Below are 26,428 nucleotides of genomic sequence, written 5' to 3'. Positions count from 1 at the left end.
CCCGGTTACGGGTCGATCGCGTCCTTCTCGATCGGCTCCTCGAACCGTTGGTAGATCGGCAGGTAGCGGTACTCAACTGTGAGGGCGAGGATGGCCATCGCCGTGCAGTAACTCGACCCTTGCTGCCGATCGTCGTGGCCGCCGCCGCTCTGCCACGAGCCGTCCGCCCGCGGGCCGTTCTGCCGCAGGAGCAGGTCGTGCAACTTCGGCCGGTACGCCTTCCACTCGTTCCCGCCGAGTTGGAACATCCCCTGCGAGGTGTAGTAGATGCCGTAGAAGAAGTGCTGCTGGGCCGGGTTCAGGTTCGAACTCAGGATGAGCTTTCCGGCCCGGAGCAGTTCCGGGGCACGGTGATACTCCTTGCCGCACAGTTCCATCCCGAGGATCGCGGTGCCCGTACACGGGATGGTGACGGGCGCGCTCACCGTGTACCGGAAGCCGCCGCTGAACGGGTCCTGACACCGCTTGATGTAATCAACGGCCCGCTTGATGCGGTCGGCCGGTACGTCGCAGCCGAGGTTGCGGGCCCCGCGGAGGGCCATGAGTTGCCAGCCGGTCACGCTCAGGTCGGCGTCGAACCCCTTGAGGTGGTACCGCCAGCCGCCGTTGTCGGGGCTGTTCACGTTCCGCTGCCCGGCGAGAACGCACGTCACGGCCGCCTCCAACCGCTTGCGGAGTTCGTCGGCGAGTTTGCCGTCGGTCATGCCGGCCGCTTCCGCGAGCATGAGCGTGCAGATGCCGTGGCAGTACATTTCCGCGTTCCCGCCACCGCCGGCGGCGAACAGGCCGTCCCGCTGTTGCTGGCCCATCACGTACTTGATGCCCTTCTCGACGGCCGCCCCGTGCTTCCCCTCGCCCGGCACGTGCCCGGCCGACAGGAACGCCATCACCGCCAGGGACGAGATCGCCGGATCGCCGGCCCCGCCGAAGCCCATCATGCCGAAGCCGCCGCCCGGCCAACTGCCGTCGGTGCCCTGTTGGTTGCGGAGGTGGATCAGGCCGCGGTCGATGGCCTCGTCCATCAACTCGCGCGGCGGTGCGGCGGATGCCGGTGCGGCGAGCGCGAACACGAGGCCGAGGGTGAGCAGGAGTCGCATGGGAAGGCTTCGCGGAGGAACGGAGGCGTGTTGATAGTGTAAATCACCACGCCGCGGGAGGGGAGCACGAAATCCGACGCCGCGCTTCTACCCCACGACCTGCCGCACTCGCAACTCGCCATCGACGAGATCGAACAGCACCAACTCTGCTCGTTCGCCGACCGCAATGCGGGGGACCGGCTCGCCGAGCAACTCGCGCGGCCGCACGCTCGCCATCGTGATCGCGTCTTGCAAGTTCACGCCGCCCAGGCGCATCACGCCGGCCACGCAGGCGTCGGTGAAAACGCCCGACCCGGCGAGGTACTGCGTGCCCGCGACCACGATCTTGCCGCCCGGCAGGACTTCCATCTCGGTTCCCCAGTCGCGGTAGCGGCCCGGCGGCAGGCCGGCGAGCGTGCCCGCGTCGCACGTCAGCAGCACGCGGTCGGCCTTCATTCGCACAATGCACTTCACCACGGCCGGCGGCAGGTGGTAGCCGTCGGCGATGATGCTGGCGAACAACTCGTCGCAGGCCAACTGTTCCCAGATCGGGTTATCGTGCCGAGGGAGCACCGCCGGGCAGCCGTTGCCGAGGTGTGTGCTTGTTTTCGCCCCGGCAGTGACGGCATCGCGAATCTGTTCGCCGGTGGCAAGGGTGTGGCCGATGGCGACCACGACATTCGCGGCCGTCAGGCGCTCGATGAACGGCAACGCCCCGGCGCGCTCCGGGGCGACCGTCACCATGCGAATGCGGCCGTCGGCCGCGTCCTGCCAGCGGCGGAACTCGTCCCAGTCCGGGTCGCGGGTGTGTTCCCGCGGGTGCGCACCGCGTGCCCCGTCTTCGCCCGACAGGTACGGCCCTTCCAGGTGGAAGCACGGCAGCCACGCCGCCAGTTCCGCGTCGGCAGCGAGCGTCCTCGTCAGCGTGGCGAAACCGCGGTGAATCGCATCGAAGCTGTTCGTGATGAGCGTCGGGCAGAAGCGACCGATGCCGTGACCGCGGCAGGTCTCAGCGATAAGGCGAACATCGTCCGGCGTCAGGTCCGGCGAGACGAACCCGCGACCGAGGCAGCCGTTGATTTGCGGGTCGAAGAACGACGGCGCGACCCACGGCAGCCCCGACGAATCCGCAGTCGGGGCTAGAGCCGTAATGCGGCCGGCGGTAACTTCCAGGGCGAGAGGTTCGCCGGTGGCGAAGGGTCGGGCGGTGAGAATCATGCGGATCGGCTACACCAAGAACTTCCATCTGGGCGTGTCGGAGACATATGCCTCCCAATCGGCCACGACCCGATCCAAGAAGGCAGCGAATGATGTGGCAACTTTGGACATCTTCTCCGTTTCGTGGTCCCAGCGCCAGATTGGACCGCTCGCCGACAAGAGAAATGCGTTGCCCCCTCCGTCAGTGGCGATCGGTGCCACTGGATCGTTCCCAACATGCTTTGGGTAGTCGCCGTACTTGACGGAACAGGTCAGCCGTTCCACATCGCCCAGCCAGTAGCCGTTGTGGACTGACATTCCCACGACGGCCCCTACTTCTGCGAGAAACGCACGCACATCCCCAGGCAGGGGGAATCCGACAGCCTGCTCGTACTCGGTCAGGTGTTCCGAGGTTGTAGGCATTTCGAAGTGAGGCCGCTCCTCCCAATCGCACCCCGGTCTTGGAAGGGCAAGGGCAAGCTCGCGGAGTCGGGCCAACGGTACTTCCATCTCATGCCCCTCACGGGCCGTCACGGTTGGCCGGGGGCCGACTCTTCGTCGCCGCCGCGCAACTTTTGGCCAGAGAAGCGGGCCACGGCCAGGCCCGTCGCGATCGCGGACAGGACACCGCCAGCCCCCAGGGCGAGCATGATGAAGTCGCGGCGGTCAAGGTCGTACAGCGGTCGCATCGGCGTGTCGGCCATGCGGGCCTGGAGCACGTCGGCGGGGTCGCTCAGCGCTGCGGACGTCGGCATCAATTCGACATCGAACCCGTCGGCTGCAACCGGCGGCAGGGGCGACGGCCGCGGCGGCAGGGAGGCCGGCTTCAGCGACGGCGGGGCGGCCGCGGAACTGCCGGCCCGCGGGGTTGACGCTCCGGCAAGGGCGGCCGCGAGGCCGGTGCCGACTTTGAGCTTGCCGGACGGCGGGCCGGCCACGCTCGCACGGGGCTTGCTCGCGGCCGGTGGCGCGGCAACCGCCGCCGGACGTGGGGCGGGGGCCGGCGGCACAACGGGGGCGAGCGGGGCCGGAGCCTTCTGCGGCAGCGGGGCACGCGGTGGGTCGGAGGAGAGGCCGACCGTCTCGGCCGGCTTCGTGTCGACGAGAATGCTCGGCGGGTACGTCGGCAGGTCGCCGTCCTCGCTGTTGAGGAACTCCTGGAAGCCCGGCAGGACCGTCGTGGACACCGCGTCGGCCGCGTCGGCGGGCATGAACGGCCGCACGGCTTGCGCCGCCGCGCTCGGCGTCTGGTAGCGGCCGGCCGGATCTTTCACCAGCATCTTCGCCAGCACCGCTTGCAAGCCGGGCGGCGTGTCCGGGGCGAACTGCGCGACCGGCGGCGGCGGCTCGGTCGCGTGCTTGACCATCGTGGCCATCACGTTCTTTTCGATGAACGGCAGCCGCCCCGCCAGGGCGGTGAACAGGACACACCCGAGGCTGTAAATGTCCGCCCGGATGTCAGACGACCGCGCGTCGCGGGCCTGCTCCGGGGCGAGGTAGTCCGGCGTGCCGACGAGCGACCCCTCGGCCGTCAGGTGAATGTCCTGCGTGGAGGCGTTGTCGTCGTCGAACAGTTCCCGGCCCAGGCCGATATCGACGATCTTCACCGTCGAAGAGAGCGTCGTGTCGGACTTCGTGAGGACCGACGGCACGAGCATCAGGTTCGCCGGCTTCAGGTCGCGGTGGACCATCCGCCGGTCGTGGAGGTGCTGCAACCCTTGCAGACTTTGGAAGAGCAACCGGGCCGCCTCGGCGGCGGGCAGTTTCTTCCGCCGCACGAGGACGTCGTCGAGCGTCTCGCCTTCGAGGTGCTCCATGACGATGTAGTGAACGCCGGTCGTGCCGTTATCGCCGCCGCCCCCGAGTTGGAACGCCCGCACGACGTTGGGGTGGTTGAGTTGCGTCAACAGCCGGGCTTCGCGCTCGAACCGGGCGAGCATGTGCGGGTTGCGGGCCTTCGAACTTGCGAGCACCTTGAGGGCGACCGTCTGCCCGGAATTGTGGACGGCCTTGTACACGCCGGCCATCTGGCCCTTGCCGATGCGGTCGAGGATGACGTACCCGCCGATGTAGAAGCCGTCCGCGTGGCCGCGCTGCACCATCGCCGCCTGGTACTCGGTCAGCAGGCGGCGGGCGACGAGGTACTTGCGGAACGAGTCGACCTCCGCGTCGCTGGCCCGCGTCTCGGTCCGCCAGCGATCAACGACGCCGCGGACCTCGTTCGCGAGCATCAACTTGCTGCGCGTCAGGACGCCGCAGTAGTCGGTGACGGTCGTCGCCGGGTTTGCCATTTGGCCGTGGCTCCGAGGAACAGGCACAGGGGCGAAGGGTCGATTTCGGCGATCACTTCGCCGACCGCACCAACTCCAGCACGTCCGGCTGGTCGCGGTACAACTCTTCGATTGCCTTCAACATAGCGTCTGCTTCGGCATTTTGCCCCGTCTGTCGCAATTTTCGGGCCTGGGCCACCGCCTCCGCGACCGCCGTGATGTTCGCCCGCGGGCCGGGGTGTTTGGCCAGTTCGGCCAGGGCAAACTTCGCCAGCGAAACCCACCGCCGCTCGACCTCCGACGACCCGAAGACGCGCGCCAACGCTTCCCACGTCCGCCGGGCTTCGCCGTAATCGCCGACCTGAACGAGTTTCTGCCCGCGGTGGTACAGCCGCTCGGCCTCGGAAGTGTACTTCGCCTTTCCGAGCGACGAGAAGGATCGGGCGAGTTCCTTCCGTTCCGCGAGAATCTGCTTGGCCACTCGCACCTCGTCCGGGTTCCAGGCCGGGTACCAACTTGAGAGCGGGCCGAGAAATTCTTCCGTCGCTCGGTCCCAGTCGTCCGGGTTCTGCGATTCGACAAGGGGCTGAGCCGCGGTCCACAGCGTCTCGGCCGGCGGGTGCGGGCGGAAGAACACGAACAGGATCGTGCCGACGACGAGCAGGAACGAAAGGCCGAGGACGAGCGCGCGAAGTTGCTTCGCCCGACGGTCCGTTCGGCTCGTGTCGGCGATTTCGACCGCGGCCGGCACTTCCGTCAGCGGGGCGTGCAATCCCGTCGGGTCGTCGGCACTCGGCGGCGGCAGGACTTTCGCCCCCTTGCGTTCGAGCTTGCCGCGAATCTGGTCGAGGTCGTCGAGGATGGCGGCCGCGCTCGCCGGGCGGCGGCTCGGGTCTTTCGCCAAGAGCGCGCACACGAAGTCATCGATCTCATGCGGCAGTTTCGGGATGAAGTTCGCCGGCCGGTCCGGTAGCGTGTAGCAGTGCTTGTGCATGAACTCGGCGGCGGTCGCGGCCACGAACGGCGGCCGGCCGGTCAGCACCGTGTACAGCACGCCGCCGAGGGCGTACAGATCGCTGCGGCGGGTCAACGGCTTGCCGGTGAAGTGTTCCGGGGCGAGATAGCCGGCCGTGCCCATCGGTTCGGCGGGCAGCGTCAGGGGGGGCTGGTTGAAGACCTTCGCGACGCCGAAGTCCGTCACCTTCAGCGACCCGTCGGCCGTCACGATGAGGTTGCCCGGCTTCAACTCGCGGTGCAAGATGCTGCGGTGGTGGGCGTGCTTCAACGCACGGGCCGTCTGAATCGCGATGCGGAAGAAGTGCGACTGCCACCCGAGGCCGGGCTGGTCCGGCGACTTCTCGTGCCGGGCGAGCATCGTTGCCACGTCGGTCCCTTCGACGAACTCGGTGGCGTAGTAAGCAAGACCAGCGTGGACGCCGCTGTCGTAGAGGCGGGCGATGTTCGGGTGCGTGAGCCGCCGCAGGCCGAGCATTTCCGACGGGAAGCGGGCCTGGAAGGCGGGATCGCGGCTCAGCGGGTGGGACAGCACCTTGACGGCCGCGACGGTCGGATCGTTCGGCGAGCTGACATCGGCGTTCGCGGCCTTGTAGACGGTGCCGAGGCTGCCGGTGCCGAGTTCGCTGGTCAGAATCCAGTTCCCGATCCGCGTGCCAATCATGGGTTCTCCGAAGTGCGGACTCCCTACCCTTAAGGATATGAACGCACTCCTTCTCATCGCCCACGGCAGCCGCCGGGCGGAAGCCAACGCCGACCTGGAATTCGTCGCCGACGCGATGCGGCAGCGCGGCCGGTACCCCATCGTGCAGGTGTCGTACCTCGAACTCGCGGAGCCGAGCATCCCCGCCGGCGGCGAACTCTGCGTGCAGCGCGGGGCCACGCGCGTGACGATGCTGCCGTACTTTCTCTCGCCGGGGGTTCACGTGCGCGACGATATGGAAGAATTGCGGACGGAACTCGCGGCGAAGTTCCCGGCGGTGTTGTTCCGCCTCGCGGAACCGCTCGGCCGCCACCCGCTGTTACTCGACGTGGTCGAGCAACGGGCGAGCGAGGCCGAGTCGAAGTGACGCCGATCTCTTCAGGCCGAAGGGGCGATAAGCGTTACGAGTGTTGCAGCATGTCTTCAGCGATCTGGGTCCAGTTCACGTCGGCGAGGCTGGAGAAGAGCAAGTCCTGATAGACGCCCTTCGCCTGCGGGGGGATCTTCTGCGACCACTCGTCGCGCATCTTCTTGGCCAAGGCGGCCGTCGCGACCTCGTTGATCGGCCGCTTTTGGTCCACCACTTCCGGCGACCGGGCGGCTTCCTCGCGGTGCTTGTTGGCCTCACCCCGCCAATACTGGAGCGTCTCACCGCTCGCGTGGATGCCGTCGTTGACGACCTTCGTCACGCGACTGCTCTCGGCCGACTCGGTGAAGGACGATCGGCCCCGGCCCACGGCCGTCGATTCCGCCTGCGGGACGGCCCCGTGCGCGGGCGTCGGCGTAACCGATCCCGGCATCGCCGGCCGCTTCGACACGCCCGCCGGGTCGACGAAGTAGTTCGCCACTGCTTGCTTGGTCTTCTGGTCCTGCGAGCCGATCCACATGACCATGAAGAAGGCCATCATCGCGGTCACGAAGTCCGCGTACGCCACCTTCCACGAGCCGCCACCACCTGCTGCCACGATTAGCCTCCCTTCGCTTCGCTGAAGATCTTCTGCATTTCACCCTGCGACGGCCGGCACTCGGTGCCGAGGCACCGCCGCGCCCGAGTCACCACGTCACGCGGGCCAACCCCTTCGCCGATGGCGACCACGCCGGCCGACACCGCGTTCAAGAACGACATCTCGACCACGCCGAGGGCGTCCAACCGGCCGGCGAGCGGGGCACAGAACCCGTAGGCCATGAGAATCCCGAGGAACGTCCCGACGAGGGCCGCCCCGACCTTGTGGCCGATCTCTTCCACCGGCCCGCCGATGGCCTGCATCGTCACCACGATCCCGAGCACGGCCGCCACGATCCCGAACCCCGGCAGCGCGTCGCCGACCTTCGTGAGCGCCGCGACGACCTGATGGTGTTCCTGGTCGATGACCCGCGTTTCCTCCTGCAACCACGACTGCAACTGTTCCGGCGTCGGCTTGCCGTCCACGAGCAGCGCGAGGCCGTCGCAGACGAAGTGCTTGAGGTGGCCGTTCGCGAGAATCTTCGGCGACGCCTTGAAGATCGCACTCGTCTGCGGCGCACCGATGTGCGTTTCCAGGCCGAGAACGCCTTCCTGCCGCACCACTTTCCCGATGCCGTAAAAGAGTTTCAGCAACTCCGCGGCCGACGCCTTGTTGTACGGCGACCCCTTGAGCAGCGCGAGGACCGCCCGGATCAGGTCGATGAGCGTTTTCTTCGGCGTCATGATGACGAGCGCGCCGATCGACGCCCCGCCGATGGTGACGAACTCTGACAAGTGAATCAGAGCGTGTACGTGTCCGCCGGCCATGGAAAAGCCGCCGAGTACGGACCCGAGAACGACGATAGCCCCAACGATGACAATCACGAGAACACCCCGAATGGCAATCTTTCGGGGATTATCGAAGGTGCGGCCGGAGTTTTGCCAGGACGTGAACGATGTATCTGATTCGTATCAGCGTGACTGCCACCACCGCGACTCCGCCCACTTACCCGGAAACTGGAGCGTCCCTTGCTCGCCGTCGGCCGTAGCCGTGAACTCTGCGCTGACGAACTCGATACATTGAGCCAATTGTTGGTCGATCCCAACCACCTCCCGCATGAGACGTTCCAGAAGTTTGTCCACCGTCTCGGTATCCCGGAACACTTCGCGGTTAACCAAACCCGACGCCAGCCATTTCCAGTCCGACTCCCGAAGCCAAAAGAATCCCAAATCAGGTGGCGGGGAGTAGATATCGGTATGCTTTTCGAGTTGAGAAGATGGGTCAGTCAGCCGGCAGAGCCAATCCGACCCCGATCCGTAGCAGCCGATTTCGATCTCACGGCCGTGAACTTGGGCAGAGATTCGAGTTATTGCCATCGGGGATTCCCTTTCTCCAACCGTGGTTCTGGCCAGCCTCATCCCGAATCAGCTCGGTCCCGAACAAGACGAGAATTCATTTTTAAAATGCGTCCAGGTCTGCGCTCGATACCGGCGGCAATCCCTGATCGCCGCCGCCGGTCGCCGGTGGGCTGTCCGCGTCGTTCTCGCTGAGGGCGAACGGCGGGAACGGAATCTTCGCCAGCATCGGCTCGCGGAAGCTGGGCTGGTACAGCAGCTTCTCCTCCGGCTGCAACTGCGACGCGGCGCTGCGGGCCGAAGGGCCGAGGAACTTCCACACTTCCGCCCCCAACTCCAGCGTGCCGCTGCGGCCGATGGCCCGGATGGCGGCGTTCTCGATCACCCGCGGTTTCACCAGGCTCGCCTGCTGCTGCGCCCCGAACAGGATGATCCCCTGACTGCGACCCTCCGACGCGATCGTCTCCAGCTTCTGCGTGATGGGGTCCGAACTGTCCTTCGGGGCGAAGCGGTTCAACTCGTCGAGCGTGATGAGGTACTTGAGGTTCGCCACCTGCTTCGCGGACTGGATCTGCTGAATCTGGTGGAAGACGGCCGCCACCACGAACCGCTGAAGGCTCGGCGTACCGTGCAGGCCGTACAGGTCGATGACGATGGGCGAGTCCTGCCCGACCGACGGAATCTTCAGCGCGTTCCCCTTCGGCTCCTTGCGGACGAGGACGCCGTCACCCTCTTGCACGATGTACTTCAGCCGGCGGAGGAGTTTACCCTTCGTCGCCTTGACGAAGTCCATGAACAGCGAATCCCGCTCGTCGCGAAACCAGTCGAGCAGGTCCGCGAACGTCTGCGGGCCATCCTTGCGCAACTTCCGGCCGGCCGCGGTTTCGCTCGTCAGGTACTCTTCCATCTCACCGACGAGGCCGCCGAAGTTCGGGTCGTACACGTCCTCCTCGCTGAACAGAAACGAGAACAACTCTTGCTCGATCACGTCGGCCAGCGACCAACTGTACGGCAGCACGTCGGTCGTGCGGCCGCCGGTTTGCACGGGTGTGGACAGCCCCTTCGCCTGCGGGGCGAAGTACCGCGGCATGTCGAACGGCCGTGGTTCGTCCACGCCCATCCGCCGCCAGTCCTCGCGGTGGGCGAGTTCCTCCTTGCGGTACTCGGTGTTCCAGCGGTCGATGAAGAACAGGTCGAAGTTCTTCACGTTGAAGATCACCGGCACCACCTGCAACCGCTTCGGGTCGCCCTGCTTCTCCTCCCGTTGCCGCTTCGCCTCGCGGAGTAGCAACCAGTTCATGCTCAGCAGCAGCGTCGATTTCGTGCCGAGGCCGGCGATGCCGTTGACGTTGAGGTGACCCCCGTTCTTTCCCAGAAGAAAGTCCAAGTCGATAGCCGCCCGCCCGGCGAACTCGGTGCCGCCGTTGCGCAAGAGACCCACGTCGAACCGCTGGCCCATGCGGTCCATGCCGTAGCCCTTCGCGGCCGCGACTTCGTCGCCGAGGAAGACTTCGCTCTCCTCCGTCGGCGGCGTGTGCGCGACCGGGTCGGTGCGAAGGATCGCGACCTCCGCGTAAGTGACGCCCTCCGACGCGAACGGCGGCGTCTCGGCACTGCGACCGTCGAACCGGGCCGCCTCCTCGCCAACGTCCTTCTGCCGACTGCGGCGGTAGACTTCCTGCACGATGCCGACGAACGCGACCTCTCGGCCGGCGACAGTGGACTTGGTGGTGACGATCTGCGTCCGCTCGACGCTCTGGTCGCGGTCGACCCAGAAGTAGAAGACGCCGCTGGTCGATTCGTGTTCCGGCGGGGCGGCCACGCGGCCGAGGGCGGTCCGACTCACAGTTCGTTCCTCCGAAAGAACCCGGCCTGGCGGTAGAGGCGGTTCACCAGCACTTGCAGCGGCGTGAACAGTGGCTTCAGCGCGTCCTCGGCCCGCACGATCGGGTCGAGCGACACCGGCATTCGCGCGTAGCTGTCGGTCCGGCAGCGGGCGTCGATCAGCCACCGCGACAGGCGATTGACGAACCCGAAGTCGCCGCGAAACTGGTGTTGGAACTGGCCCCACGGCACCTCGACACGGACGTAGCCCCAGTTGGGGGCAAGCTGCGGCCCGCCTGCGAGTTTCAGATACCACGACGCCACGGGCACCGACCCGCCAGCCGTTTGCCGGCCCTCATACTGAAACACCGGCGTCCGCTGGCCAGGCTTTAAGTCCAGGAGCGTCTGCCACCCTTTTGGGTGCAGGTAATCAGCCGCCTGCGTCTTCACGACGCCGATCAACAGCGGCCCGAACGGGTCGGGCGATCCCATCAGCCGGTGCAACGGCCCGTCCACCAGCGTCGGCACCTTGCGATTCACGGCGAGCGCGAGGCGTTCGAGGGTAGTCATCTCCTGTTGCGCCCGCGCGCGGGCCTGGGTTCGCATGATCTCGTAGTCGAACGGGCTGTGTTGCTCTTGCGGCCGGTTGGCGGGCAGGACTCGCAGTTTTAACTCGGGGATGTTGACCAGGGCCGCGGCGAACGCTTCGACCTCCTCCCACGGGAACGGGTCGGCGACGAACGACAGCACCCGCTCGACGGCGACGAACTCCCGCTCGAAGCGCCGGCCCACGCTCTTCAGGGCCACGGCCCCGACTTCGCTGATGAGTAGCGGGATCGGCCAGCCCTCGGCCGTGCGCACGCACACGACCGGCTGCCCAGCTTGCGAGCCGTCGATGAACCGCACCGGGAACTCGCCATCGCGGGCCGGGGCTTCCGACACGACGACCGCTTTCCAATCGGCTTCCGGCATCTCGAACCCGCGCTCGATCGCGTCCGGCTCGTCGCCGTCGTCGCCGGGGGTCACGTTCGGCTGCACTGGCGTCGGGCCGACGGCCGTGGCTGCGTGCTTGCGGAAGAACGCCCGGACGGCGTCGCGGTCAGTCGTCATTGCCGATCCCCAGAGACTTCAGTCGGTACCGCATCGCCTCGCGGCTGACGAGCAACTCGCTCGCCAGTCGGTAGGCCAGCACCATCCGCGGGCACGCCTTGTAGTCGCGTTCCAACTCTTCCGCCCGCGCCCAGCAGACTTCCTTCGGCATCAGCAACTCGGCGGCGAACTGGTTCGCTTCCCGCTCGCGTTGGCCCTCGGCGGCGTCCGTCTCGCTGATCGACACGTCGGAAATGAACCCGCCCATCGTCTCGCGGTGCAGAACGGCATGGCCGAGTTCGTGGGCCGCCGAGAAGCGGCGGCGCGGTAGGATGTCGCTGGCGGTGACGAACGCCCACCCGTCGTCCTTCACCCAGAACAGGCAGCCAGCGAGCGGTGAATCGGGTTCGCCGACTGGGTCGATGGCCATGCCCTTCGACCGTAGGAAGTCCGTCACCGCCCCGCACGACAAGTTCGGCAGCGCGACGTGCGAGAGGTTCAGTTCTTCAAAGAACTGGCTCAGCAGCACCGGCCCGCGACGGGACGGATCGAACGGCAGTTTGCACCGGCTGCGGAGGTGGGCGATCTCTTCCGGGATCACGGGCGGTCCTCCGGCTTGGGCGCACGGCGGGCCGCGAGTTGGTACTCGGCCGACTGAGAGTTCGCGCGCATCCGTACGGTGAGCGCCGCCTCGCGGAAGGCTCGCCAGTAGTCGCGGGACGCTGCCCCGAATTTGGCTTCCGCGAACGCGATCAGGCCGGATAACCCCAGGTCGGCCGGCAGCGGTTCCTTCGCCTCTCGCAACTTCGCGTTGAGGGCGTGGGCCTCCGGCGGCAGGCCGCCGGGCGTGTGGCGGAACAATTCGTCGGCCACGTCCGCGAACGTCACCGGGCCGGTCGGTTCGCGGACGATCGTCGCCGACTTCAGGTGCGATTCGACCGCATCGGTCACGGCGGCCGTCGCCTTCGCGGCTTCTTCTTCCAGCAATCCCTCGTGCAGTTCGCGGAAGGCGGTTTCCAGGTCGGCGTGTTGGGCGGCGAGTGCCCAGAGTTCTTCTTGCGCGTCGAAGTCGTCCCGGTCCAGGGCGTCCAGGTAGCGGGCGGACAGGGCGTCGATCCAGTCGCGGCGGTCGTGGTCGGTCATGGCCGATCCCCCTTCCCGACGGCGAAGGCCTTCATCGTGTTAATCCCCCGGCTGACGAGCACGCGGGCGTAAACTTGCGACAGCCGCATTCGATCCGCGATGTCGGCGTACTCGCGCTCTTCAAGGTATCGCATTTTCACGACGGCCTGTTCCGGTTGGCCGAGCTTGCTCAGGTATCGCTCGACCAGGAAGCGGTTCTCGGCTAGGTCCGGATCGGCGGCCGGCTTCGCGTGGGCGGCCTGTTCCCAAAGTTTCGGGTCGGCCGGTTGCTGAACGCCCTGCCGCCCAGCCTGCCGGGACTGTTCCCGAACGATGTTCACGAGCACGCCGTACAGCCAACCGCCGACGCTGCCCTTCGTCGGGTCGTACTTCGCGGCGGTTCGCAAGGCCCGCTCGACGGTCTCGCTCACGAGGTCGTCGATCTCCAGGCGGGACACCTTGCGATTCTTCGCCATCGCCCCGGCTTGGCGGCGCAAGTCTTCGAGCGTGGTCGGTTCTTGAAGTGCCGCCCGAACGGGATCGTCCGGCGGCGGGACGAGCGTGGGTGGTAAGGCTGTCGTCGTCATGGCAACATCGGACCTCCCCAGTGTCGGACACTCCGACTTGTCCGCCGCCCCGGTAATGTGACAGAAATTTCGGGAAATGTCGCGGTCGGAACCGGCGGGGGCGGGATTTGGTGAAGTTGCGGCCCCGTTAGAACCGATTGCTCGAAGTGACGAACTCTCGGAAAGCGGGCACCATGCGGGTCTGTTGCGTCATCGTTGTCGTCAGCCTGTCGGCCGGGTGCGCCTGGACGCCGAAGCCGTATGCCGACGACCCGCTCGTCCGCACGCGCACGGCGTTGCCGGGCGACCCCGTCGCCGTACCGGCCGAGGTGCCGGTAGAAATGCCGCAGCCGCCGGAACCCCCAGCGGCCGAAGTGCGAGTCGCAAGTCAAGTCGCAAGTCAAGTCGAGTGATTACACGTCGCGTCGGGCAAAAACGCCGAGGCCGATGAACGCGCCGACGGCGGCGAGGACGACGGACGCGGCCAGGAATTGCACCACATCGCCGGTCTGCACGCCGCCGCGGAGGACGTTGCGAAGGCCGTCCATCAGCCACTTCAGATTCGGGTAGTCGCTCGGCAACCGCGACAGGGCGATCATACCGCCGAAAATGACGATCCAGAAAATCGTGATGCCGATGACGGTGCCGTTGGACATCGCGCCGATGGCGACGCCCCACGAGACGACGACCATCAGCACGGCCGCGAGCATGGCGACGGCGTAGATGCCGCCCCAGGTTGTGAGGTTGACGCCGCTGCCGTTGGTCGCGGCCGTGAACAGCACCGAATACGCGACCAGCACGGCGACCGACACGGTGACGAACGTGGCCAGCACGACCACGACGCGGGCGTGCCACTTCGCCAGGAAGTACTGGTAGCGGCTGATGCCGCGGCTGAGGATCGAGTCGGCAATGGTGCCGCGCTCGGAACTGATGCTACTGACGGCGAGCAACGAGATCAGCGACAGGCTGCCGATGGCGAGGGCGCGCAACAGGTCGTCGGTTTGCACCGCGACCGACTGATATTCCCCGGCGTTCGCGGCCCCGAGTTTGTAGAGGACGTAGCCGAGGGCGGCGAGGGCCATCATGATGAGCCACAGTCGGTAGACCCAACTGCGCAACGTCTGGCCGAGGTCGGTTTGCAGCACCGCCCAGTACGGCAGGAACCGGTTGAACCGAAACGGAATCGCGGTCGCGGGGGCGTCCATGTTCGAACTCCGTTACTGGGCTTGCGCCTTCGCCTGCATCCAGGCTTCCATGCGGGCCTGCATCTCGGTCGGCGGCACGTCTTCCTTGTGCGTGGCGATGTTCCACTTGTGGCCGAACGGGTCGAGGATCGCGCCACTGCGGTCGCCGTAGAACTGATCGCCGACCGGCATCAACACCGTGCCGCCCGCGGCCACGGCCTGTGCGAAGGTCGCGTCGCAGTCCTCGACGTACACGCACAGCCCGCCGGTGTGGCCGCCGAGCGTTTTGGGACTCTTGTTCCCCCACGCCTCGTTTTCCTCGGCCAGCATGATGATCGAGTCGCCGATGGTGAACTCCGCGTGCGCGACCGTCGGCCCCATCATCAGACGGTAGCGTTCCTTCGCACCGAACGCCTTCGCGTAGTAGGCGAGGGCGTCGGCCGCCCCTTTCACATGCAGGTAGGCCGTGACCGTGTGGTAGCCGTCGGGAATCGTCTTCGCCATCGGGAACGCTCCGTTAGGCCGCGTCGGCCAGTTGCACCAGCCGCGTGAACCCGCGGCTTTCTTCCTGTTCCATCAGGTCCAGGTACGCTTGTTCCGTCTGCATGCCGAGGCTGCGGAGGCAGATCAGCGTCACCTTGTTGTCGAACAACACCTGGAAGATCTGCGCGAGGATCGCCGTGTTCGGCACGTCGTCTGTCAGCTTCAGGTCGAGCCGTCGTTGCCGGAGGACCGCTTGCGTGACTTCCTTCATGGACTTCAGCACGCCGAGCGCCTTCGTGATCGACTTCTGGTCGCCGTCGAGGTCGAGTTCGTAATGGTTCTTGCGGATGCGGCCCTTCAACTCTTGCAGGCTGCCGAAGAAGATCAATTGCCCCTTGTTCAGCACGGCCGCGTGATTACAGACTTCGTCCACGTCGGTCAGGTTGTGACTGCTCAGAATCAGCGTTTTCTCGGCCGCGAGAGTCTTGATGAGTTCCAGCATCGACCGGCGGGCTTCGATGTCTAGGCCGTGCGTCGGTTCGTCCCAGATGAGCAGATCGGGTTCGTTAATCAAACTCGCGGCGACCGCGAGGCGGGCCGTCTGTCCCGGCGTGAAATGGGCGATGGATTCGCCCGAGTGCGGCAGCAGATCGACGGCGCGAATCAGGCTCGCCAGCCGCGGCTTGCGCTCGTCGCGTGGCATGCCGAAGAGGCGGGCGATGTAGTCGAGGTACGTGATGGGCGTCATGCCCTTGGGAAACTGCGGATTCGTCGGGATGTACCCGATCCGGCGGCGGAGGTCGGCCGCGTTCGGCGTCATCGTCTTGTTGAAGACTTTCGCCCATCCCGCGGTCGGCCGGTGCAGACCCAGAATCAACCGCAGGAACGTGGTCTTACCGGCCCCGTTCGGCCCGAGGAGGCCGAGGACGCTGCCCGGCTCGATGCTCAAGGTGGCATCGTTCAAGGCGATCTGGCGATTCTGGTAAATCTTCGTCAGGTGCGACGTTTCGACAACCAGTTCGCTGTCCGGCTTGGCGGCAGCCACGGCGGTTCCCCGGCCCGAGTTTGTAACACTTTCCGGCGGGAATAGCGACGCGAAGGGCGGCTGTCTAGGCGAAGTTGCGGTTCACTTCTGCAACTCTCGCTCGACGCGGTCGATCAGGTCTTTCGCCGTCCAGCGGCGGTCGCCGAGGTTGAGTTGCTCGTTGCTCGTAAGCCAGCTGCGGACTTTCTTCTCGCCGGCCACGGCCGTGCTGTGCTGCTTCACGCCGAAGTGCTTGGCGATTTCGCCGTAGGTGGCAGCCGTGTGCTTGCGGGCGAGGTAGACAGCGATCATCCGCGGGTGGCTGACCTGCCACGAGCGAGACTTCGATTGCAACTGCCCGACCGACAGCCGCAGCACCCGGCAAACGGCCGCGTCCACGTCGGCCACGGTGATCGCCCGCACGACATGCCGCAACAGGTCGCCGAGAGCTTCGCGGGCCAGGCTCACCGTCACGGGCTGCCCGGTCACCTTCGCGAAGTGCCGGACGCTGTTGATCGCGCCTTCGAGTTCCCGCACGTTCCCCTTGAGGTTGCGGGCCAGGAACTTCAGCACGTCCTCGCCGATAGGCGAGTTGGCCGCCTTACGACGGAGGATGTCCAGCCGCGTCTCGTCGTCCGGCGGCAGTAGGCTCCACGCTGCGCCGCCGAGCAAACGGTCCACGAGTTCCGGGATGAGCTTGTCGGCCAGCCGCGGGTGACAGTCGGTTGTCACCACAACCTGCCGGCCGTCGCTCACGAGGGCGTCGAGCGTGTGAAGGAACTCTTCCTGCGTCGCCTTCTTGTTTTCGAGGAAGTTCAGGTCGTCGAGCAAGAGGGCCGAGCACTCGCGGAACTGCTTGCGGAACGTGCCCATCTTGTTGAAGCGGTTCGACTGCACGAAACGGTTCGTGAATTCCTCGGCCGTCACGAACAGGGCACGACCTTCCGGCCCACGCTTCCGCATCGCGGAGTGGATGCCTTCCAACAGGTGCGTCTTGCCGGTGCCGACGGGGCCGTGCAACACGAGGGGGTTCGGCCCGAGGCCGGGCTCCTCAGCAACGGCCACCGCGGCGGCGTGGGCCACGCGGTTCGACGGACCGACCGCGAACTCGGCGAACGTCTTCCACTTCCGGGCGTGCTTCGCCGCCGCTTGGAGTTCGTCCTTCTGCCGCTTGAGCACTTCCTTCGGCGTCGGCGGGGCGGGCGGTTCGCCGAAGAGGTTCAATTGCGGCTTCGGCCCTGTCGGCTTCACGGGTTCTGCGATGGGTTTCGGTTCGGCAGACGGTTCCGCGAACAGATCGGCATCGGTGACGAACCGCACCGGCACTTGGCCGCAGGCTTCCGCCACCGCGTCGCGGAGGGCGGGGCCGAACTTATCCGCGGCCCAGTCCTGGAAGTGCGCGGTGCGGGCGACGACGACGAACTCGTGTTCGAGCCAGACGAACTTGGCGTTCGACGCGAACCAAAGCTGGTACCGGGCCGCACCGATGCGGCCGACGAAGGCGGCTTCCACCCGCGGCAATGGGTCGTCCGTGATCGGCGTCTTGGCGCGACCCAAATTCACTGGCACACTCGGTCGGGGGGAACGCGGCGTCAATGTCGGTAGCTGTAATGATGCGCGCGCCGCCCGGTGCGCCAACCGCGCCCGAGCCGGAGTGTGTCGGTCTTGAACTTGCGCCGGCGGGCGCAACTGGCGCGGCAGGTTCCGTGGGCACCTGCGCCGCAATCGCGCCATCTGGCGCATCCCTGCGCGCACGCGAAATCGCGCCAGTCGCGCCGCACAATCGGCACTTGAGGAATTGTTGGAGTGAAGTCTGGTGGGATGGGGGAGTAAGTCAGGGGAACAGCAAGAAGACTTCGCGGCGGTCGAACTCGTAGAAGTTCGCGGCCCGGTAGAGCCGAAGGGCCGGTTCGTTCCGCTCGTCTACGTTCAAGCACACTGACCGCCGCCCTGCCGCCGCGAGCGCGAACCGCAACACCTCCCGCCCCAGACCTTGCCCGCGGAATTCCGGCACGAGACCGAGGTAGGTGAGTTCCGTCGTCCGCGGGTCGTCGGTCGGCGAGAGTAACAGCACGCCAACGGATTCGCCGTCACGCTCGACCCACCACCACTGCGGCGGGTGGCTTTCGCAGGCGGCGAGGTAGCCGGCGAGGATGTCTTCGCCCGTGCGGCGGCCGTTGAGTTCCGGCACGTCGAGGGTGCCGTCGTAGGTTCGCGTCAGCAACTCGGCGAACGACGGCGTCACGACGGTTTCCGCGTGGAACTGCAAACGGCCCCGCGGCGACTGGCACGGCGACGCCTCCCGCGTGAGGAACACCAACCGCGTGACGTTCTGGAATCCGGCCCGCACCAGCGGCGGCGTTCGCGGCAACTCCGCCTGCCGCACGATGGCCTGGATCACGTTCGTCGGCTCACGACGAATCCAGTCCACCACGCCGGCAACGAGTACGTCCTGCATTTTCACGTCGGTGGCCGACGGCAGCCAGATGGCCGCTTGCCCGCCGCCGATGCGGTAAGCGAAGATCGCCCCACAGATGGTGCCGCCGGCCTTCGCGACGATCAGACCGGCCGGGTCGAGTTCGCCACGGGAGATCATTTCTTGGAATCGGTCTGCCGCCAAGTCGGCGAACGCGGTGTGGGCGAACAGCACCCGGCACGCTTGCGGGCGTTCGTCCGCCGACGCGGGTGTGGCGATGAAGGGCATGGCGGGTCTCGGGCAGATACTTGCGATTATAACGAATGCGCCGGCCCGCTGTCGCTGGGAAGATGCCGTCGGACAAGAACGGGTTTCATGCTCTCAAGGGCAGGCGTCAAAATGACCCCAGGTCGCCCGTCCGGAGTTCCGCCATGATTCGCAGCCTTGCCGTCGCGTTCGCGTTGCTCGCCGCCTCACCCGCCTTCGCCCAAGATTCGCCCGTCGCCGGTTCTTGGTCCGGTTACTGGATCAGCGACACGAGTGGCCACCGCGGGCCGTTGCGGGCAACGGTCCGCCCGGTCGACGGTGGGAGCGCCTATCGGGCAACCTACCGCGGTCGGTTCGCGGCCGTCATCCCATTCCGCTATTCGATGACCATGAACGTCGTCGGCTCGGACGGCGGTACGACCTACCTGGCCGGCGAGCAACGGCTGCCACTGTTCGGCACGTTCCGCTACTCGGCCACCGTGACCGACGCCGACTTCGTGTCGTCGTTCGATGCCCGCCGCGACCGCGGCCGGTTCGTCATGACCCGGACCGGGCGGTGACGTCTTATTCCCTCCCCCTTGAGGGGGGAGGGTTAGGGAGGGGGTGATCCCGGCCTCCCGATGCCGACGACTTTCGCCCTCCGCAATCTCTCTTCACCCCCTCCCTAACCCTCCCCCCTCAAGGGGGAGGGAACAAATCTCGTCTTTGCCTCGTAGAATGGTTCTTTTCCACCCGAGAACCGTTCCGCGATGGCCACCCTGCTCCAGATTACGCAAGCGAACAAGCACTACGGCGACCAAATCCTTCTCGACGAGGCCGAGGCGACCATCCCGGACAACCTCAAGATCGGCTTCGTCGGCCGCAACGGGGCCGGCAAAAGTACGCTCCTCCGCATCTTCCTCGGCGAAGAAGAACTCGACTCCGGCGACGTGATCCGCCACCCGAACCTGCGACTCGGCTACCTCCGGCAGCACGACCCGTTCCTGCCGGGCGAGTCGGCCCTCGACTTCCTGATGCGCGACAGCGGCCAGCCCGACTGGAAGTGCGGCGAAGTGGCCGGTGAGTTCGAACTCAAGGGGTCGTACCTCAACGGCCCCATCGCGCAGCTCTCCGGCGGGTGGCAGACCCGCGTGAAGCTCGCCGCCCTGCTGCTGCACGAGCCGAACTTGCTGCTGCTCGACGAACCGACGAACTTCCTCGACTTGCGGACACAGATTCTTCTCGAACACTTCTTGAAGCACCACGACGGCGGTTGCCTCGTCGTCTCGCACGACCGGGCATTCCTCAACGCCACGTGCGACCACACGCTCGGCCTGTCCCGCGGGAAGCTCGTGTCGTTTCCCGGCAAGGTCGATGCGTACCTGCAATTCCTGAAAGACCGCCGTCAGCACGACGAACGGTCCAACGAAGCTGTGATGGCCAAGAAGAAGCACCTGGAAGACTTCATCGCCCGCAACAAGGCCCGCGCGGCCACGGCGAAGCTGGCACAGTCGAAGAGCAAGATGCTGGAGAAGCTCGAATTCACCGAGGTGGCCGGCGACGAGCCGGTGGTACGGATTCGCTCGCCGAAGATCGAACCGCGGAAGGGGATCGCCCTGCGGTGCAAGGACGTGGCCATCGGCTACCCCGGCGGCCGACAGATCGCCTCGGACATCTCGCTGGAACTCGACCACGGCGTTCGCATGGCGATCGTCGGCGACAACGGCCAGGGGAAGACGACGTTCCTCCGCACGCTCGTCGATTCGCTGAAGCCGCTGGCCGGGGAAGTCCGCTGGGGCCACGGCTGTCAGGTCGGCGTCTACGCCCAGCACGTGTACACCACGCTGCCGGACAACCAAACCGTCTTCGACTACCTCCGCAAGAACGCGACCCAGGGCACGACCGACCAGGCCATCTTGGACGTGGCCGGGTCGTTTTTGTTCAAGGGGTCGCACGTGGACAAGGAAATCCGCGTTCTGTCCGGGGGCGAGCGTGCACGGTTGGTCATGGCCGGGCTGCTGCTGAGCAAGCACAACGTGCTGATCCTCGACGAACCGGGTAACCACTTGGACGTGGACACGGTGGACGCGCTCATCGACGCGCTGAAGGAGTACGCCGGCACGGTGATCTTCACCAGCCACGACCGGCACTTCACCGGGCAAGTCGCGACCGGCATCCTCGAAGTGCGTGACGGCCGCGTGATCGCCTACAGCGGTAAGTACGCGGCGTATCTGGCGAAGGTCAACGAGGAGATCGAGGCCGGCGAACGCGAACTGGCCAACGAGCGGAAGAAGTTGCCGGCGGAAGTGCTGAAGGCCCGCCCGGTGGCAAAGGCCCGTACCGCCGACGCGATTCGACAGGAACTCGCGACCGTCGAACAAACGATGGCCGAGTTGGAAGAGCGAAAGCGGGTGGTAGACGAAGGCTACACGACGGCGACGGAGAAGGACATGGACCGCCTGTACGACGAGATGATGGCCGTGACCGGCGAACTCGCGGAAGCGGAAGAAAAGTGGGCGAAGCTACAAGAGGAACTGGAAGCGGCGTCGTAAAGAACTTCGAGCGGGTGCTGGGCAACACCCGCCGAAATTTCGTCTGGGCGACGTGGGCGAACCGACTGGGCGATCGACAAGTCTGGGCGACTCGTGGGCGATCTTGGGCGAAGGCGAAATCCGCGTGGGCGACGCGAACGATTGGTTCATAAGCAGGCCGAGTGCCAAGCTCGTGCGAGCGGGCCGGATTTCGCAAAAGTGGCTGGAATGCGGGCGAATACGAGGGGGATTTTAAAAGAGGGGTGTGGCTCCTAGACGGCGAAAAAGTGTCGCAGAATCCGACAGGCCGCGAGACTGTCGGACAGTCGGACTCCGTCTGCCCCATTGAGGCCGAAAGAATTCCTGCAAGCCGTGACGCCCGTGTCCCGTTCGCCAAGTCGGCCGACATGGTGAGCGAATACAACGAGACGGGAACCAGGCGATGGGCCGGACGAAGTCGTTGAGGGCGTGACATGATCGCGACGTTTCGCAACGACCGGTGCCGCTCGACACCCGGCGGCTTACGCCGCTCGGCTCGCCGGTTCGCGATCCTCGTGCTGCTCCTTCTTGGCAGTTCCACTTTTGCCTCCGACCCCGCCCGGCTCGCGCGCCTCCGGGCCGCGACGATGCCGAAGATCGAGACGCCCACGCCCTTCGACATCCCCGCGGCCGACGCGATCTGCACCGCCCTGGAGGTCTTCCCGCCGGACAACCCGTGGAACCGTGTCGTCACCGACTGGCCGGTTCACCCGAACTCGAAGGCCATCGTCGGCAGCATCGGGGCCGCCAAGCCGTTGCGGTACAACCCGGACATGGGCTTCGTTCTCGTGCCGCCGGACCAGAAGAAGATCGACGTGAAGCTGGTGAGCTACCCCGACGAATCGGACAAAGGCCCGTATCCCATCCCCGATGGCGTGCCGATCGAAGGGTGGCCGGCGAACTACCTCCGCGATCCGAAGAAGAAGTTGTTCACCCTCGACGACGTGCAGCGGGACAAGGCGAAGGAGGCCGGCGACCGGCACGCGATCGTCGTGGACCCGACGAACCGCGTGCTCTACGAGTTCTACCAACTCAAGAAGACCGACGCCGGCTGGCAGGCGGCGTGTGCTGCCACTTTCGACCTGAAGTCGAACAAGCTCCGGCCCGACGGCTGGACGTCCACCGACGCGGCCGGTCTGCCGATCTTCCCGGCGGTCGTGCGGCATGACGAACTGCAACGCGGCGAGATCGAGCACGCCCTCCGCGTGACGGTCGTGAAGTCGCGGCGGGCCTACGTCGCTCCGGCCACGCACTTCGCGAGCCGACTGACCGACGGGAACCTGCCGCGGATGGGCGAGCGGCTGCGGTTGCGGAAGGACTTCGACACGTCGAAGTTCACGCCGGAGGCGCGGACGATCCTGAACGCCCTGAAGAAGTACGGCATGCTCGTCGCCGACAACGGCATCGACTGGGCCGTGTCGTGCGCCCCCGACCCGCGCATCCCCGTCCTCCACGACGAGCTGCGCAAGGTGAAGGGCAGCGACTTCGAAGTGGTGGAGATGCCGAAGTAGGCCCGACCCGTTGCCCGAGAAGCGGATTCCCCCGTGCTCCTTCGTCGCCTGTTCGTGCTGCTCACCCTGATGTTCTGGCAGGGCGGTTTCATGTTCTACGGGGGGGTCGTGGTCCCCGTCGGGGCGGACATCCTCGGCTCCGACCGCGAGCAAGGGTTCATCACGCAACGGGTAACTGACTACCTGAACGCGGCCGGGGCGGTGGCGCTGCTCGTTTGGGGTTGGGACACCGCCGCCGGCCGGGGCAGGCGAATCCGGTGGGCCGCGTGGGGGCTGTTGGTCGCGATGCTCGGCGTGCAAGTTGGGCTGCACCCCCGGATGGACGCCCTTCTCGCCGCGGACGAAGGCCGCGTCCTCGACCGGCCTGCTTTCCGCCGCTTGCACCAAGGGTATCTGCTAGCCAGTACGGTCCAGTGGGCCGCGGCGCTCGGCCTGCTTGCCGCCACCCTCCGGGCGTGGCGGGCCGAGGACGATCCGTCGCGGGTCAAGAGATGATCGACTTCCGCCGCTTGATGTAGTCCCACACGACGTAGCGGTCGAGGTCGCGGCCGGTGCTGAAGATCACGCGCCCCTGCGTGCTCTCGACGAGGCGGCGGGCGAAGCGAATGTCTTCTTCCGTCTGGTTCCACGTCGAGATCAGGAAGATGTTGATCGTGATCCCCTCGCGGGCGCACAACTTCGCCTCGCGGAGCGTCGCCTCCTCCGTCCGCGGGTCGGGCGGGTAGAGCAGGTAGAGTTTGCTGCCCTCGAAGTGGGCCGTCGGCAGGCCGTCGGTAATGAGCATCACCTGCTTGTTCGGCGTGTCCTGGGCCGTCAGGTACCGGCGGGCGGTTTGCAGGGCGTGCTGGATGTTCGTGAAGTGCCAGTGGACGTCGCTCTCGGTGATCTTCGGGTTCGCCATGTCCGCCACCTGCCGCACGACGGGCGAGTGGGCCGTCACCGCCTTCGGCATCAGCCCGGCGATTTCCGAGAGGTGCCGGGGCTTCGCGAACGTGTACATCTCGATGAACTGCAGGAAGTCGCCGGGATACTCCGAGCGAATCAGGCCGTCGAGGGCGAGGCCCATCCGCTTCACGTTCACGTATTGGCCGTCGTACCGCATCGACCCGCTCATGTCGAGCAACACGCACGTCGCGGCCTTCGGCGTGTTCTTCGTCCGGTGGATGATGATGTCTTCCGGCTTCATCCGCACGCGGCCGTTCGTCGGCCCTTCGCGGAGCATGGCGTTAATCAAGCTGCCGGGGATGTCCATGTGCGTGACGCTGTCGCCGAACTCGTACTCCTTCGTCCGCGGCGACTCGACGGCCCCTTCGCCGAGGACGGCGTCCGGGTGGCGGCCTGTGCGGCTGGCTTGCAGTTCGTTGAAGATCGTGCTGAGCACCTTCGACTGGAACAGGCGGTACGCCTTCGGGGTCATCTGGTAGCTGTTCGGCCCGCTCTTCTCTAGCCCTTGCTCCTCGGCCTGCCGGCGGATGTAGTTCTCGATGGCCTGGTTCAGTTCGCGAAGGTGTTCCATGCCCTCTTGGTCGAGGTACTCTTGCAGTTCCTCCAGGTCGATATAGCCCATCTGCCCGGTCTTCTGGACCTGATCGAGTTGTTCGAGGAGCTTGTCGAGTTCTTCCAGTTCGGCCTTGATTTCCAGGGCTTCGGGCACGGTCATGCTCTGCCGGCCGGTGAACTCGTACTTCGCGGCGAGTTCGTCCACCTGGTACTTGTCGCCGAGCGTTTGCACCAACCCCGGCAACTTCTGGGCGAAGTCACGGTTCTCGCGACCGGACCGGTAGTAGAGGTTCTCCAACTCGTAGAGTTGTTCCTCCTTCACGGCCTGCCGGTAGTCTTTCTCCAGGCCCTTCGGCGGGCGGAGGGAATTGGCGTGCTGCTGGAACTGCCGGGCGGCTTCCTTTTCGACCTTCTTCGTCTCGTAGGTCGCGAGGATTTGCTTCTTGCGGTCCTGGAGTTTCTGTTTGAGGAAGTCGAGGTTCGCGATCATGCCGCCGATCTGCGACGGGTCGATCTTGACCATGTTCGCCAACTCTTCGTCGGTGAACTCGCGTTGCTCGCCGTAGGCCAGCATTTGTTCGAACGCGGCGGACACGAGATCGGGCGGCGGTTGGTTCGGGCTGGGGATCGTGAGGGGGTCGTACTTCTGGTAGGTGTGGATGATACCGCCGAGCGATTCTGGCTTGCTCATGGTGGAGTCCGTGCGGGCGGTGTGCGTTTGTCGTCCTTGTTACACGATAGTTTCTTGGCGGGGGCGAGTTCCACCGTGTAGGATTGAGCATTGTACACCAGCGCACCGGGCACGAGGGGCGAACATGCGGCGATTCCTGGCAACCGTGGGCACTCTGGCGGTCGGCGTCGGCGGGGCCATCGCGGCCGACGCGGTCAAGCCGCGAGAGGACGCCGCGGCGCTGGTGCAAAAGCTCGGCGACCCACAGTTCCCCGTCCGCGAGCAGGCGGCGAAGGGCTTGCTCAAGATCGGGGCGACGGCGATTCCCTCGGTGCAAGACGTGATCAACACCACAGCCGACCCCGGCGTCCGCGAGCGGGCCGAAGCTCTGCTGCCGCGGTTGCACCTGATGGCCGAGTCGGAGCGGTTCCTGGCCCCGAAGCTGGTGAAGTTGGACTACCAAAACATGGCCCTGTCCGCGGTGGTGGACGACTTGAAGAAGAAGACCGGCATCAACCTGATGCTGGAGAACGTGGCCGCCCCGACGCGGTCGATCACGCTGACCGGCGGCGACGTGCCCGCATGGCAGGCCGTCGAGATGCTGTGTGCGGCCGCGACTCTGCGGGAAGACCACCGCCTCGACCTGCCGGTGCCCACGGCCGGGGGAGAAACGCACACGGCCCGACAGTTCGGGCGGAACAACGTTTACTATCTGAGCGGCAGCGCGGCGCAGACCGTGTTCACCCCCGGCTCGGCTCCGGTCGTTCTGGTGGACGGCAAGGCGGATGTGCTGCCGGGCAACCGGGCGACGGCCGTGCGGGTGCTGGCCCTGCCGGGCAAGTTCGAAGGAAACCGCGTGATCCGGGGCAGCGGCACGGTGATTCTGAACCTCGACGTGGCCCCGCTGCCGAGCGTGAACTGGCCCGGTTCGCCGACCGTCCGCGTGACGCGGGCGGAGGACGAAGACGGCCGCCCGCTGTTCGCCGACCAGAAGGCCGATCCCCGCCCGCAGATGAACAACCCCTACGGTTGGGGCGGCGGCTTCGGCGGCGGCCTGTGGCTCGGCGGCGACTACGAGTACGTCAACCAGCCGACGACCCGCGGGAACAACCCCCGGCTGACGCCGGTGACGCTGCGGACCGACGACCGGGCGATTCGCAGCCTCAAGCGGTTCGAGGGCGTCGTGGTCGGCGAGGTGAACCAGCCGAACCAACCGGTCATCACGATCGACGGCATGGACAAGCTCGTCGGCAAGTCGTTCGACGGCCCGAACCAGACGAAGCTCTCGGTCGCGTCGTACCAGGTCGGCAAGGACGGCAGCGTGGTGGTGAAGATTCACGCCGAGATGCCGCAGCAGTGGGTCTTTCAGCAGCGCCTCGGCGGCCGACTGTGGAACGGGAACCTCAACGACGACCTGAACATCGGCAACATCCCGAACAAGTTGAAGTTCACCGACGCCGACGGCAAACCGTGCCCGACACCCAGCCAGCGTTCGACGAGTTATTCCGGCAACCAGTGGAATCAAACCTTCGACTCGGAGTTGCACTTCCCGAAGTCGAGCAAGGGTGGACCGCCGACGAAGGTGGTGCTGACGGGAACGAAGGTCGCGACGGTGGAAATCCCGTTCGCGATGGAGAACGTGAAACTTCCCTAAATCGGCACGC

General features: G+C 66.1%; 25 protein-coding genes. 7 read left to right on the top strand and 18 right to left on the bottom strand.

Annotated elements, in window-relative coordinates:
• Positions 1-5: 5 nt before the first annotated feature.
• The 5 genes from PX52LOC_RS11150 to PX52LOC_RS11130 all read right to left on the bottom strand — a co-directional run bounded on the left by PX52LOC_RS11150 (position 6) and on the right by PX52LOC_RS11130 (position 6,221).
• A complete protein-coding gene (locus PX52LOC_RS11150; RefSeq protein ID WP_149110172.1) occupies positions 6-1,097 on the bottom strand; it encodes a prenyltransferase/squalene oxidase repeat-containing protein in 1,092 nt (363 codons plus the stop codon).
• Between the two features lie 87 nt (positions 1,098-1,184).
• Positions 1,185-2,294 (bottom strand): N-acetylglucosamine-6-phosphate deacetylase, encoded by a 1,110-nt coding sequence (locus tag PX52LOC_RS11145; protein WP_149110171.1) that lies wholly within the window; start codon positions 2,292-2,294, stop codon positions 1,185-1,187.
• Between the two features lie 9 nt (positions 2,295-2,303).
• A complete protein-coding gene (locus PX52LOC_RS11140; protein WP_149110170.1) occupies positions 2,304-2,783 on the bottom strand; it encodes an SMI1/KNR4 family protein in 480 nt (159 codons plus the stop codon).
• A gap of 20 nt (positions 2,784-2,803) precedes the next feature.
• Positions 2,804-4,564 carry a serine/threonine-protein kinase gene (locus PX52LOC_RS11135; protein ID WP_149110169.1) on the bottom strand — a complete coding sequence of 587 codons (1,761 nt, stop codon included), beginning with the start codon at positions 4,562-4,564 and terminating at the stop codon, positions 2,804-2,806.
• Positions 4,565-4,616: 52 nt separating this feature from the next.
• Positions 4,617-6,221 carry a serine/threonine protein kinase gene (locus tag PX52LOC_RS11130; protein ID WP_168218918.1) on the bottom strand — a complete coding sequence of 535 codons (1,605 nt, stop codon included), beginning with the start codon at positions 6,219-6,221 and terminating at the stop codon, positions 4,617-4,619.
• A gap of 37 nt (positions 6,222-6,258) precedes the next feature.
• On the opposite strand from PX52LOC_RS11130, the gene PX52LOC_RS11125 reads away from it, so the two are divergent.
• Positions 6,259-6,627: a sirohydrochlorin chelatase gene (locus PX52LOC_RS11125; protein ID WP_149110167.1), complete on the top strand. Its 369-nt coding sequence runs from the start codon at positions 6,259-6,261 to the stop codon at positions 6,625-6,627.
• Positions 6,628-6,661: 34 nt separating this feature from the next.
• Here the strand turns inward: PX52LOC_RS11125 and PX52LOC_RS43595 are convergent, their stop codons facing one another.
• The 7 genes from PX52LOC_RS43595 to PX52LOC_RS11090 all read right to left on the bottom strand — a co-directional run bounded on the left by PX52LOC_RS43595 (position 6,662) and on the right by PX52LOC_RS11090 (position 13,181).
• Positions 6,662-7,225 carry a flagellar motor protein MotB gene (locus tag PX52LOC_RS43595; protein WP_315853314.1) on the bottom strand — a complete coding sequence of 188 codons (564 nt, stop codon included), beginning with the start codon at positions 7,223-7,225 and terminating at the stop codon, positions 6,662-6,664.
• A 2-nt stretch (positions 7,226-7,227) separates the two neighbouring features.
• A complete protein-coding gene (locus PX52LOC_RS11115) occupies positions 7,228-8,088 on the bottom strand; it encodes a motility-associated protein (RefSeq protein WP_149110165.1) in 861 nt (286 codons plus the stop codon).
• A 574-nt stretch (positions 8,089-8,662) separates the two neighbouring features.
• Positions 8,663-10,405 carry an ATP-binding protein gene (locus PX52LOC_RS11110; protein ID WP_149110164.1) on the bottom strand — a complete coding sequence of 581 codons (1,743 nt, stop codon included), beginning with the start codon at positions 10,403-10,405 and terminating at the stop codon, positions 8,663-8,665.
• Complete coding sequence (locus PX52LOC_RS11105) at positions 10,402-11,493, bottom strand: hypothetical protein (protein WP_149110163.1); 1,092 nt, start codon at positions 11,491-11,493, stop codon at positions 10,402-10,404. The genes PX52LOC_RS11110 and PX52LOC_RS11105 overlap by 4 nt, the downstream gene beginning before the upstream one ends.
• Positions 11,483-12,073: an ImmA/IrrE family metallo-endopeptidase gene (locus PX52LOC_RS11100; RefSeq protein ID WP_218575329.1), complete on the bottom strand. Its 591-nt coding sequence runs from the start codon at positions 12,071-12,073 to the stop codon at positions 11,483-11,485. The genes PX52LOC_RS11105 and PX52LOC_RS11100 overlap by 11 nt, the downstream gene beginning before the upstream one ends.
• On the bottom strand, positions 12,070-12,615 hold the full coding sequence (locus PX52LOC_RS11095) for a hypothetical protein (protein ID WP_149110162.1): 546 nt from the start codon (positions 12,613-12,615) through the stop codon (positions 12,070-12,072). Before PX52LOC_RS11095 ends, PX52LOC_RS11100 begins: the two co-directional genes overlap by 4 nt.
• Positions 12,612-13,181, bottom strand: a complete 570-nt coding sequence (locus PX52LOC_RS11090) for an RNA polymerase sigma factor (protein WP_149110161.1) — start codon at positions 13,179-13,181, stop codon at positions 12,612-12,614. The genes PX52LOC_RS11095 and PX52LOC_RS11090 overlap by 4 nt, the downstream gene beginning before the upstream one ends.
• A gap of 146 nt (positions 13,182-13,327) precedes the next feature.
• Here PX52LOC_RS11090 and PX52LOC_RS11085 point away from each other — a divergent pair, with 146 nt between their 5' ends.
• Positions 13,328-13,573, top strand: coding sequence for a hypothetical protein (locus PX52LOC_RS11085; protein ID WP_149110160.1), 246 nt, complete (start codon positions 13,328-13,330; stop codon positions 13,571-13,573).
• On the opposite strand, the gene PX52LOC_RS11080 is transcribed toward PX52LOC_RS11085, so the two are convergent.
• The 5 genes from PX52LOC_RS11080 to PX52LOC_RS11060 form a co-directional block, all read right to left on the bottom strand.
• Positions 13,574-14,365: an ABC-2 transporter permease gene (locus PX52LOC_RS11080; protein ID WP_149110159.1), complete on the bottom strand. Its 792-nt coding sequence runs from the start codon at positions 14,363-14,365 to the stop codon at positions 13,574-13,576.
• A 12-nt stretch (positions 14,366-14,377) separates the two neighbouring features.
• On the bottom strand, positions 14,378-14,848 hold the full coding sequence (locus tag PX52LOC_RS11075; RefSeq protein WP_149110158.1) for a VOC family protein: 471 nt from the start codon (positions 14,846-14,848) through the stop codon (positions 14,378-14,380).
• A gap of 13 nt (positions 14,849-14,861) precedes the next feature.
• Positions 14,862-15,872, bottom strand: a complete 1,011-nt coding sequence (locus PX52LOC_RS11070; protein ID WP_149110157.1) for an ABC transporter ATP-binding protein — start codon at positions 15,870-15,872, stop codon at positions 14,862-14,864.
• 81 nt (positions 15,873-15,953) lie between these two features.
• Positions 15,954-17,414, bottom strand: coding sequence for a DnaA ATPase domain-containing protein (locus PX52LOC_RS11065; RefSeq protein ID WP_246173693.1), 1,461 nt, complete (start codon positions 17,412-17,414; stop codon positions 15,954-15,956).
• A 271-nt stretch (positions 17,415-17,685) separates the two neighbouring features.
• A complete protein-coding gene (locus PX52LOC_RS11060; protein WP_149110155.1) occupies positions 17,686-18,555 on the bottom strand; it encodes a GNAT family N-acetyltransferase in 870 nt (289 codons plus the stop codon).
• Positions 18,556-18,698: 143 nt separating this feature from the next.
• Here PX52LOC_RS11060 and PX52LOC_RS11055 point away from each other — a divergent pair, with 143 nt between their 5' ends.
• The 4 genes from PX52LOC_RS11055 (at position 18,699) to PX52LOC_RS11040 (ending at position 23,089) form a co-directional block, all read left to right on the top strand.
• Entirely contained in the window at positions 18,699-19,094 is a 396-nt protein-coding gene (locus tag PX52LOC_RS11055) for a hypothetical protein (RefSeq protein ID WP_149110154.1), read from the top strand.
• 189 nt (positions 19,095-19,283) lie between these two features.
• Positions 19,284-21,065, top strand: a complete 1,782-nt coding sequence (locus tag PX52LOC_RS11050) for an ABC-F family ATP-binding cassette domain-containing protein (RefSeq protein WP_149110153.1) — start codon at positions 19,284-19,286, stop codon at positions 21,063-21,065.
• A gap of 452 nt (positions 21,066-21,517) precedes the next feature.
• On the top strand, positions 21,518-22,594 hold the full coding sequence (locus PX52LOC_RS11045; RefSeq protein ID WP_149110152.1) for a hypothetical protein: 1,077 nt from the start codon (positions 21,518-21,520) through the stop codon (positions 22,592-22,594).
• Between the two features lie 33 nt (positions 22,595-22,627).
• Positions 22,628-23,089 carry a hypothetical protein gene (locus PX52LOC_RS11040; RefSeq protein WP_149110151.1) on the top strand — a complete coding sequence of 154 codons (462 nt, stop codon included), beginning with the start codon at positions 22,628-22,630 and terminating at the stop codon, positions 23,087-23,089.
• Here the strand turns inward: PX52LOC_RS11040 and PX52LOC_RS11035 are convergent.
• The gene (locus tag PX52LOC_RS11035; protein ID WP_149110150.1) at positions 23,079-24,785 is read right to left on the bottom strand and encodes a vWA domain-containing protein; all 1,707 of its coding nucleotides are present in this window, start codon (positions 24,783-24,785) and stop codon (positions 23,079-23,081) included. The two genes, PX52LOC_RS11040 and PX52LOC_RS11035, sit on opposite strands and share 11 nt — an antisense overlap.
• Positions 24,786-24,909: 124 nt before the next feature.
• Here PX52LOC_RS11035 and PX52LOC_RS11030 point away from each other — a divergent pair, with 124 nt between their 5' ends.
• A complete protein-coding gene (locus PX52LOC_RS11030) occupies positions 24,910-26,418 on the top strand; it encodes a HEAT repeat domain-containing protein (protein ID WP_149110149.1) in 1,509 nt (502 codons plus the stop codon).
• The last annotated feature ends 10 nt before the right edge of the window (positions 26,419-26,428 follow it).

Origin of the sequence: Limnoglobus roseus, assembly GCF_008254045.1 — a bacterium.
Taxonomy (GTDB): Bacteria; Planctomycetota; Planctomycetia; order Gemmatales; family Gemmataceae; genus Limnoglobus; species Limnoglobus roseus.
Note: the sequence above shows the minus strand (reverse complement) of the source record. Positions and strands in the feature narration are given on the sequence as shown.

Excerpts from the sequence above, each read along its gene's own strand:
- PX52LOC_RS11150 (WP_149110172.1), bottom strand. The coding sequence starts at position 1,097 with ATGCGACTCCTGCTCACCCTCGGCCTCGTGTTCGCGCTCGCCGCACCG.
- PX52LOC_RS11145 (WP_149110171.1), bottom strand. The coding sequence starts at position 2,294 with ATGATTCTCACCGCCCGACCCTTCGCCACCGGCGAACCTCTCGCCCTG.
- PX52LOC_RS11140 (WP_149110170.1), bottom strand. The coding sequence starts at position 2,783 with ATGGAAGTACCGTTGGCCCGACTCCGCGAGCTTGCCCTTGCCCTTCCA.
- PX52LOC_RS11135 (WP_149110169.1), bottom strand. The coding sequence starts at position 4,564 with ATGGCAAACCCGGCGACGACCGTCACCGACTACTGCGGCGTCCTGACG.
- PX52LOC_RS11130 (WP_168218918.1), bottom strand. The coding sequence starts at position 6,221 with ATGATTGGCACGCGGATCGGGAACTGGATTCTGACCAGCGAACTCGGC.
- PX52LOC_RS11125 (WP_149110167.1), top strand. The coding sequence starts at position 6,259 with ATGAACGCACTCCTTCTCATCGCCCACGGCAGCCGCCGGGCGGAAGCC.
- PX52LOC_RS11105 (WP_149110163.1), bottom strand. The coding sequence starts at position 11,493 with ATGACGACTGACCGCGACGCCGTCCGGGCGTTCTTCCGCAAGCACGCA.
- PX52LOC_RS11095 (WP_149110162.1), bottom strand. The coding sequence starts at position 12,615 with ATGACCGACCACGACCGCCGCGACTGGATCGACGCCCTGTCCGCCCGC.
- PX52LOC_RS11090 (WP_149110161.1), bottom strand. The coding sequence starts at position 13,181 with ATGACGACGACAGCCTTACCACCCACGCTCGTCCCGCCGCCGGACGAT.
- PX52LOC_RS11080 (WP_149110159.1), bottom strand. The coding sequence starts at position 14,365 with ATGGACGCCCCCGCGACCGCGATTCCGTTTCGGTTCAACCGGTTCCTG.
- PX52LOC_RS11075 (WP_149110158.1), bottom strand. The coding sequence starts at position 14,848 with ATGGCGAAGACGATTCCCGACGGCTACCACACGGTCACGGCCTACCTG.
- PX52LOC_RS11060 (WP_149110155.1), bottom strand. The coding sequence starts at position 18,555 with ATGCCCTTCATCGCCACACCCGCGTCGGCGGACGAACGCCCGCAAGCG.
- PX52LOC_RS11055 (WP_149110154.1), top strand. The coding sequence starts at position 18,699 with ATGATTCGCAGCCTTGCCGTCGCGTTCGCGTTGCTCGCCGCCTCACCC.
- PX52LOC_RS11050 (WP_149110153.1), top strand. The coding sequence starts at position 19,284 with ATGGCCACCCTGCTCCAGATTACGCAAGCGAACAAGCACTACGGCGAC.
- PX52LOC_RS11045 (WP_149110152.1), top strand. The coding sequence starts at position 21,518 with ATGATCGCGACGTTTCGCAACGACCGGTGCCGCTCGACACCCGGCGGC.
- PX52LOC_RS11035 (WP_149110150.1), bottom strand. The coding sequence starts at position 24,785 with ATGAGCAAGCCAGAATCGCTCGGCGGTATCATCCACACCTACCAGAAG.
- PX52LOC_RS11030 (WP_149110149.1), top strand. The coding sequence starts at position 24,910 with ATGCGGCGATTCCTGGCAACCGTGGGCACTCTGGCGGTCGGCGTCGGC.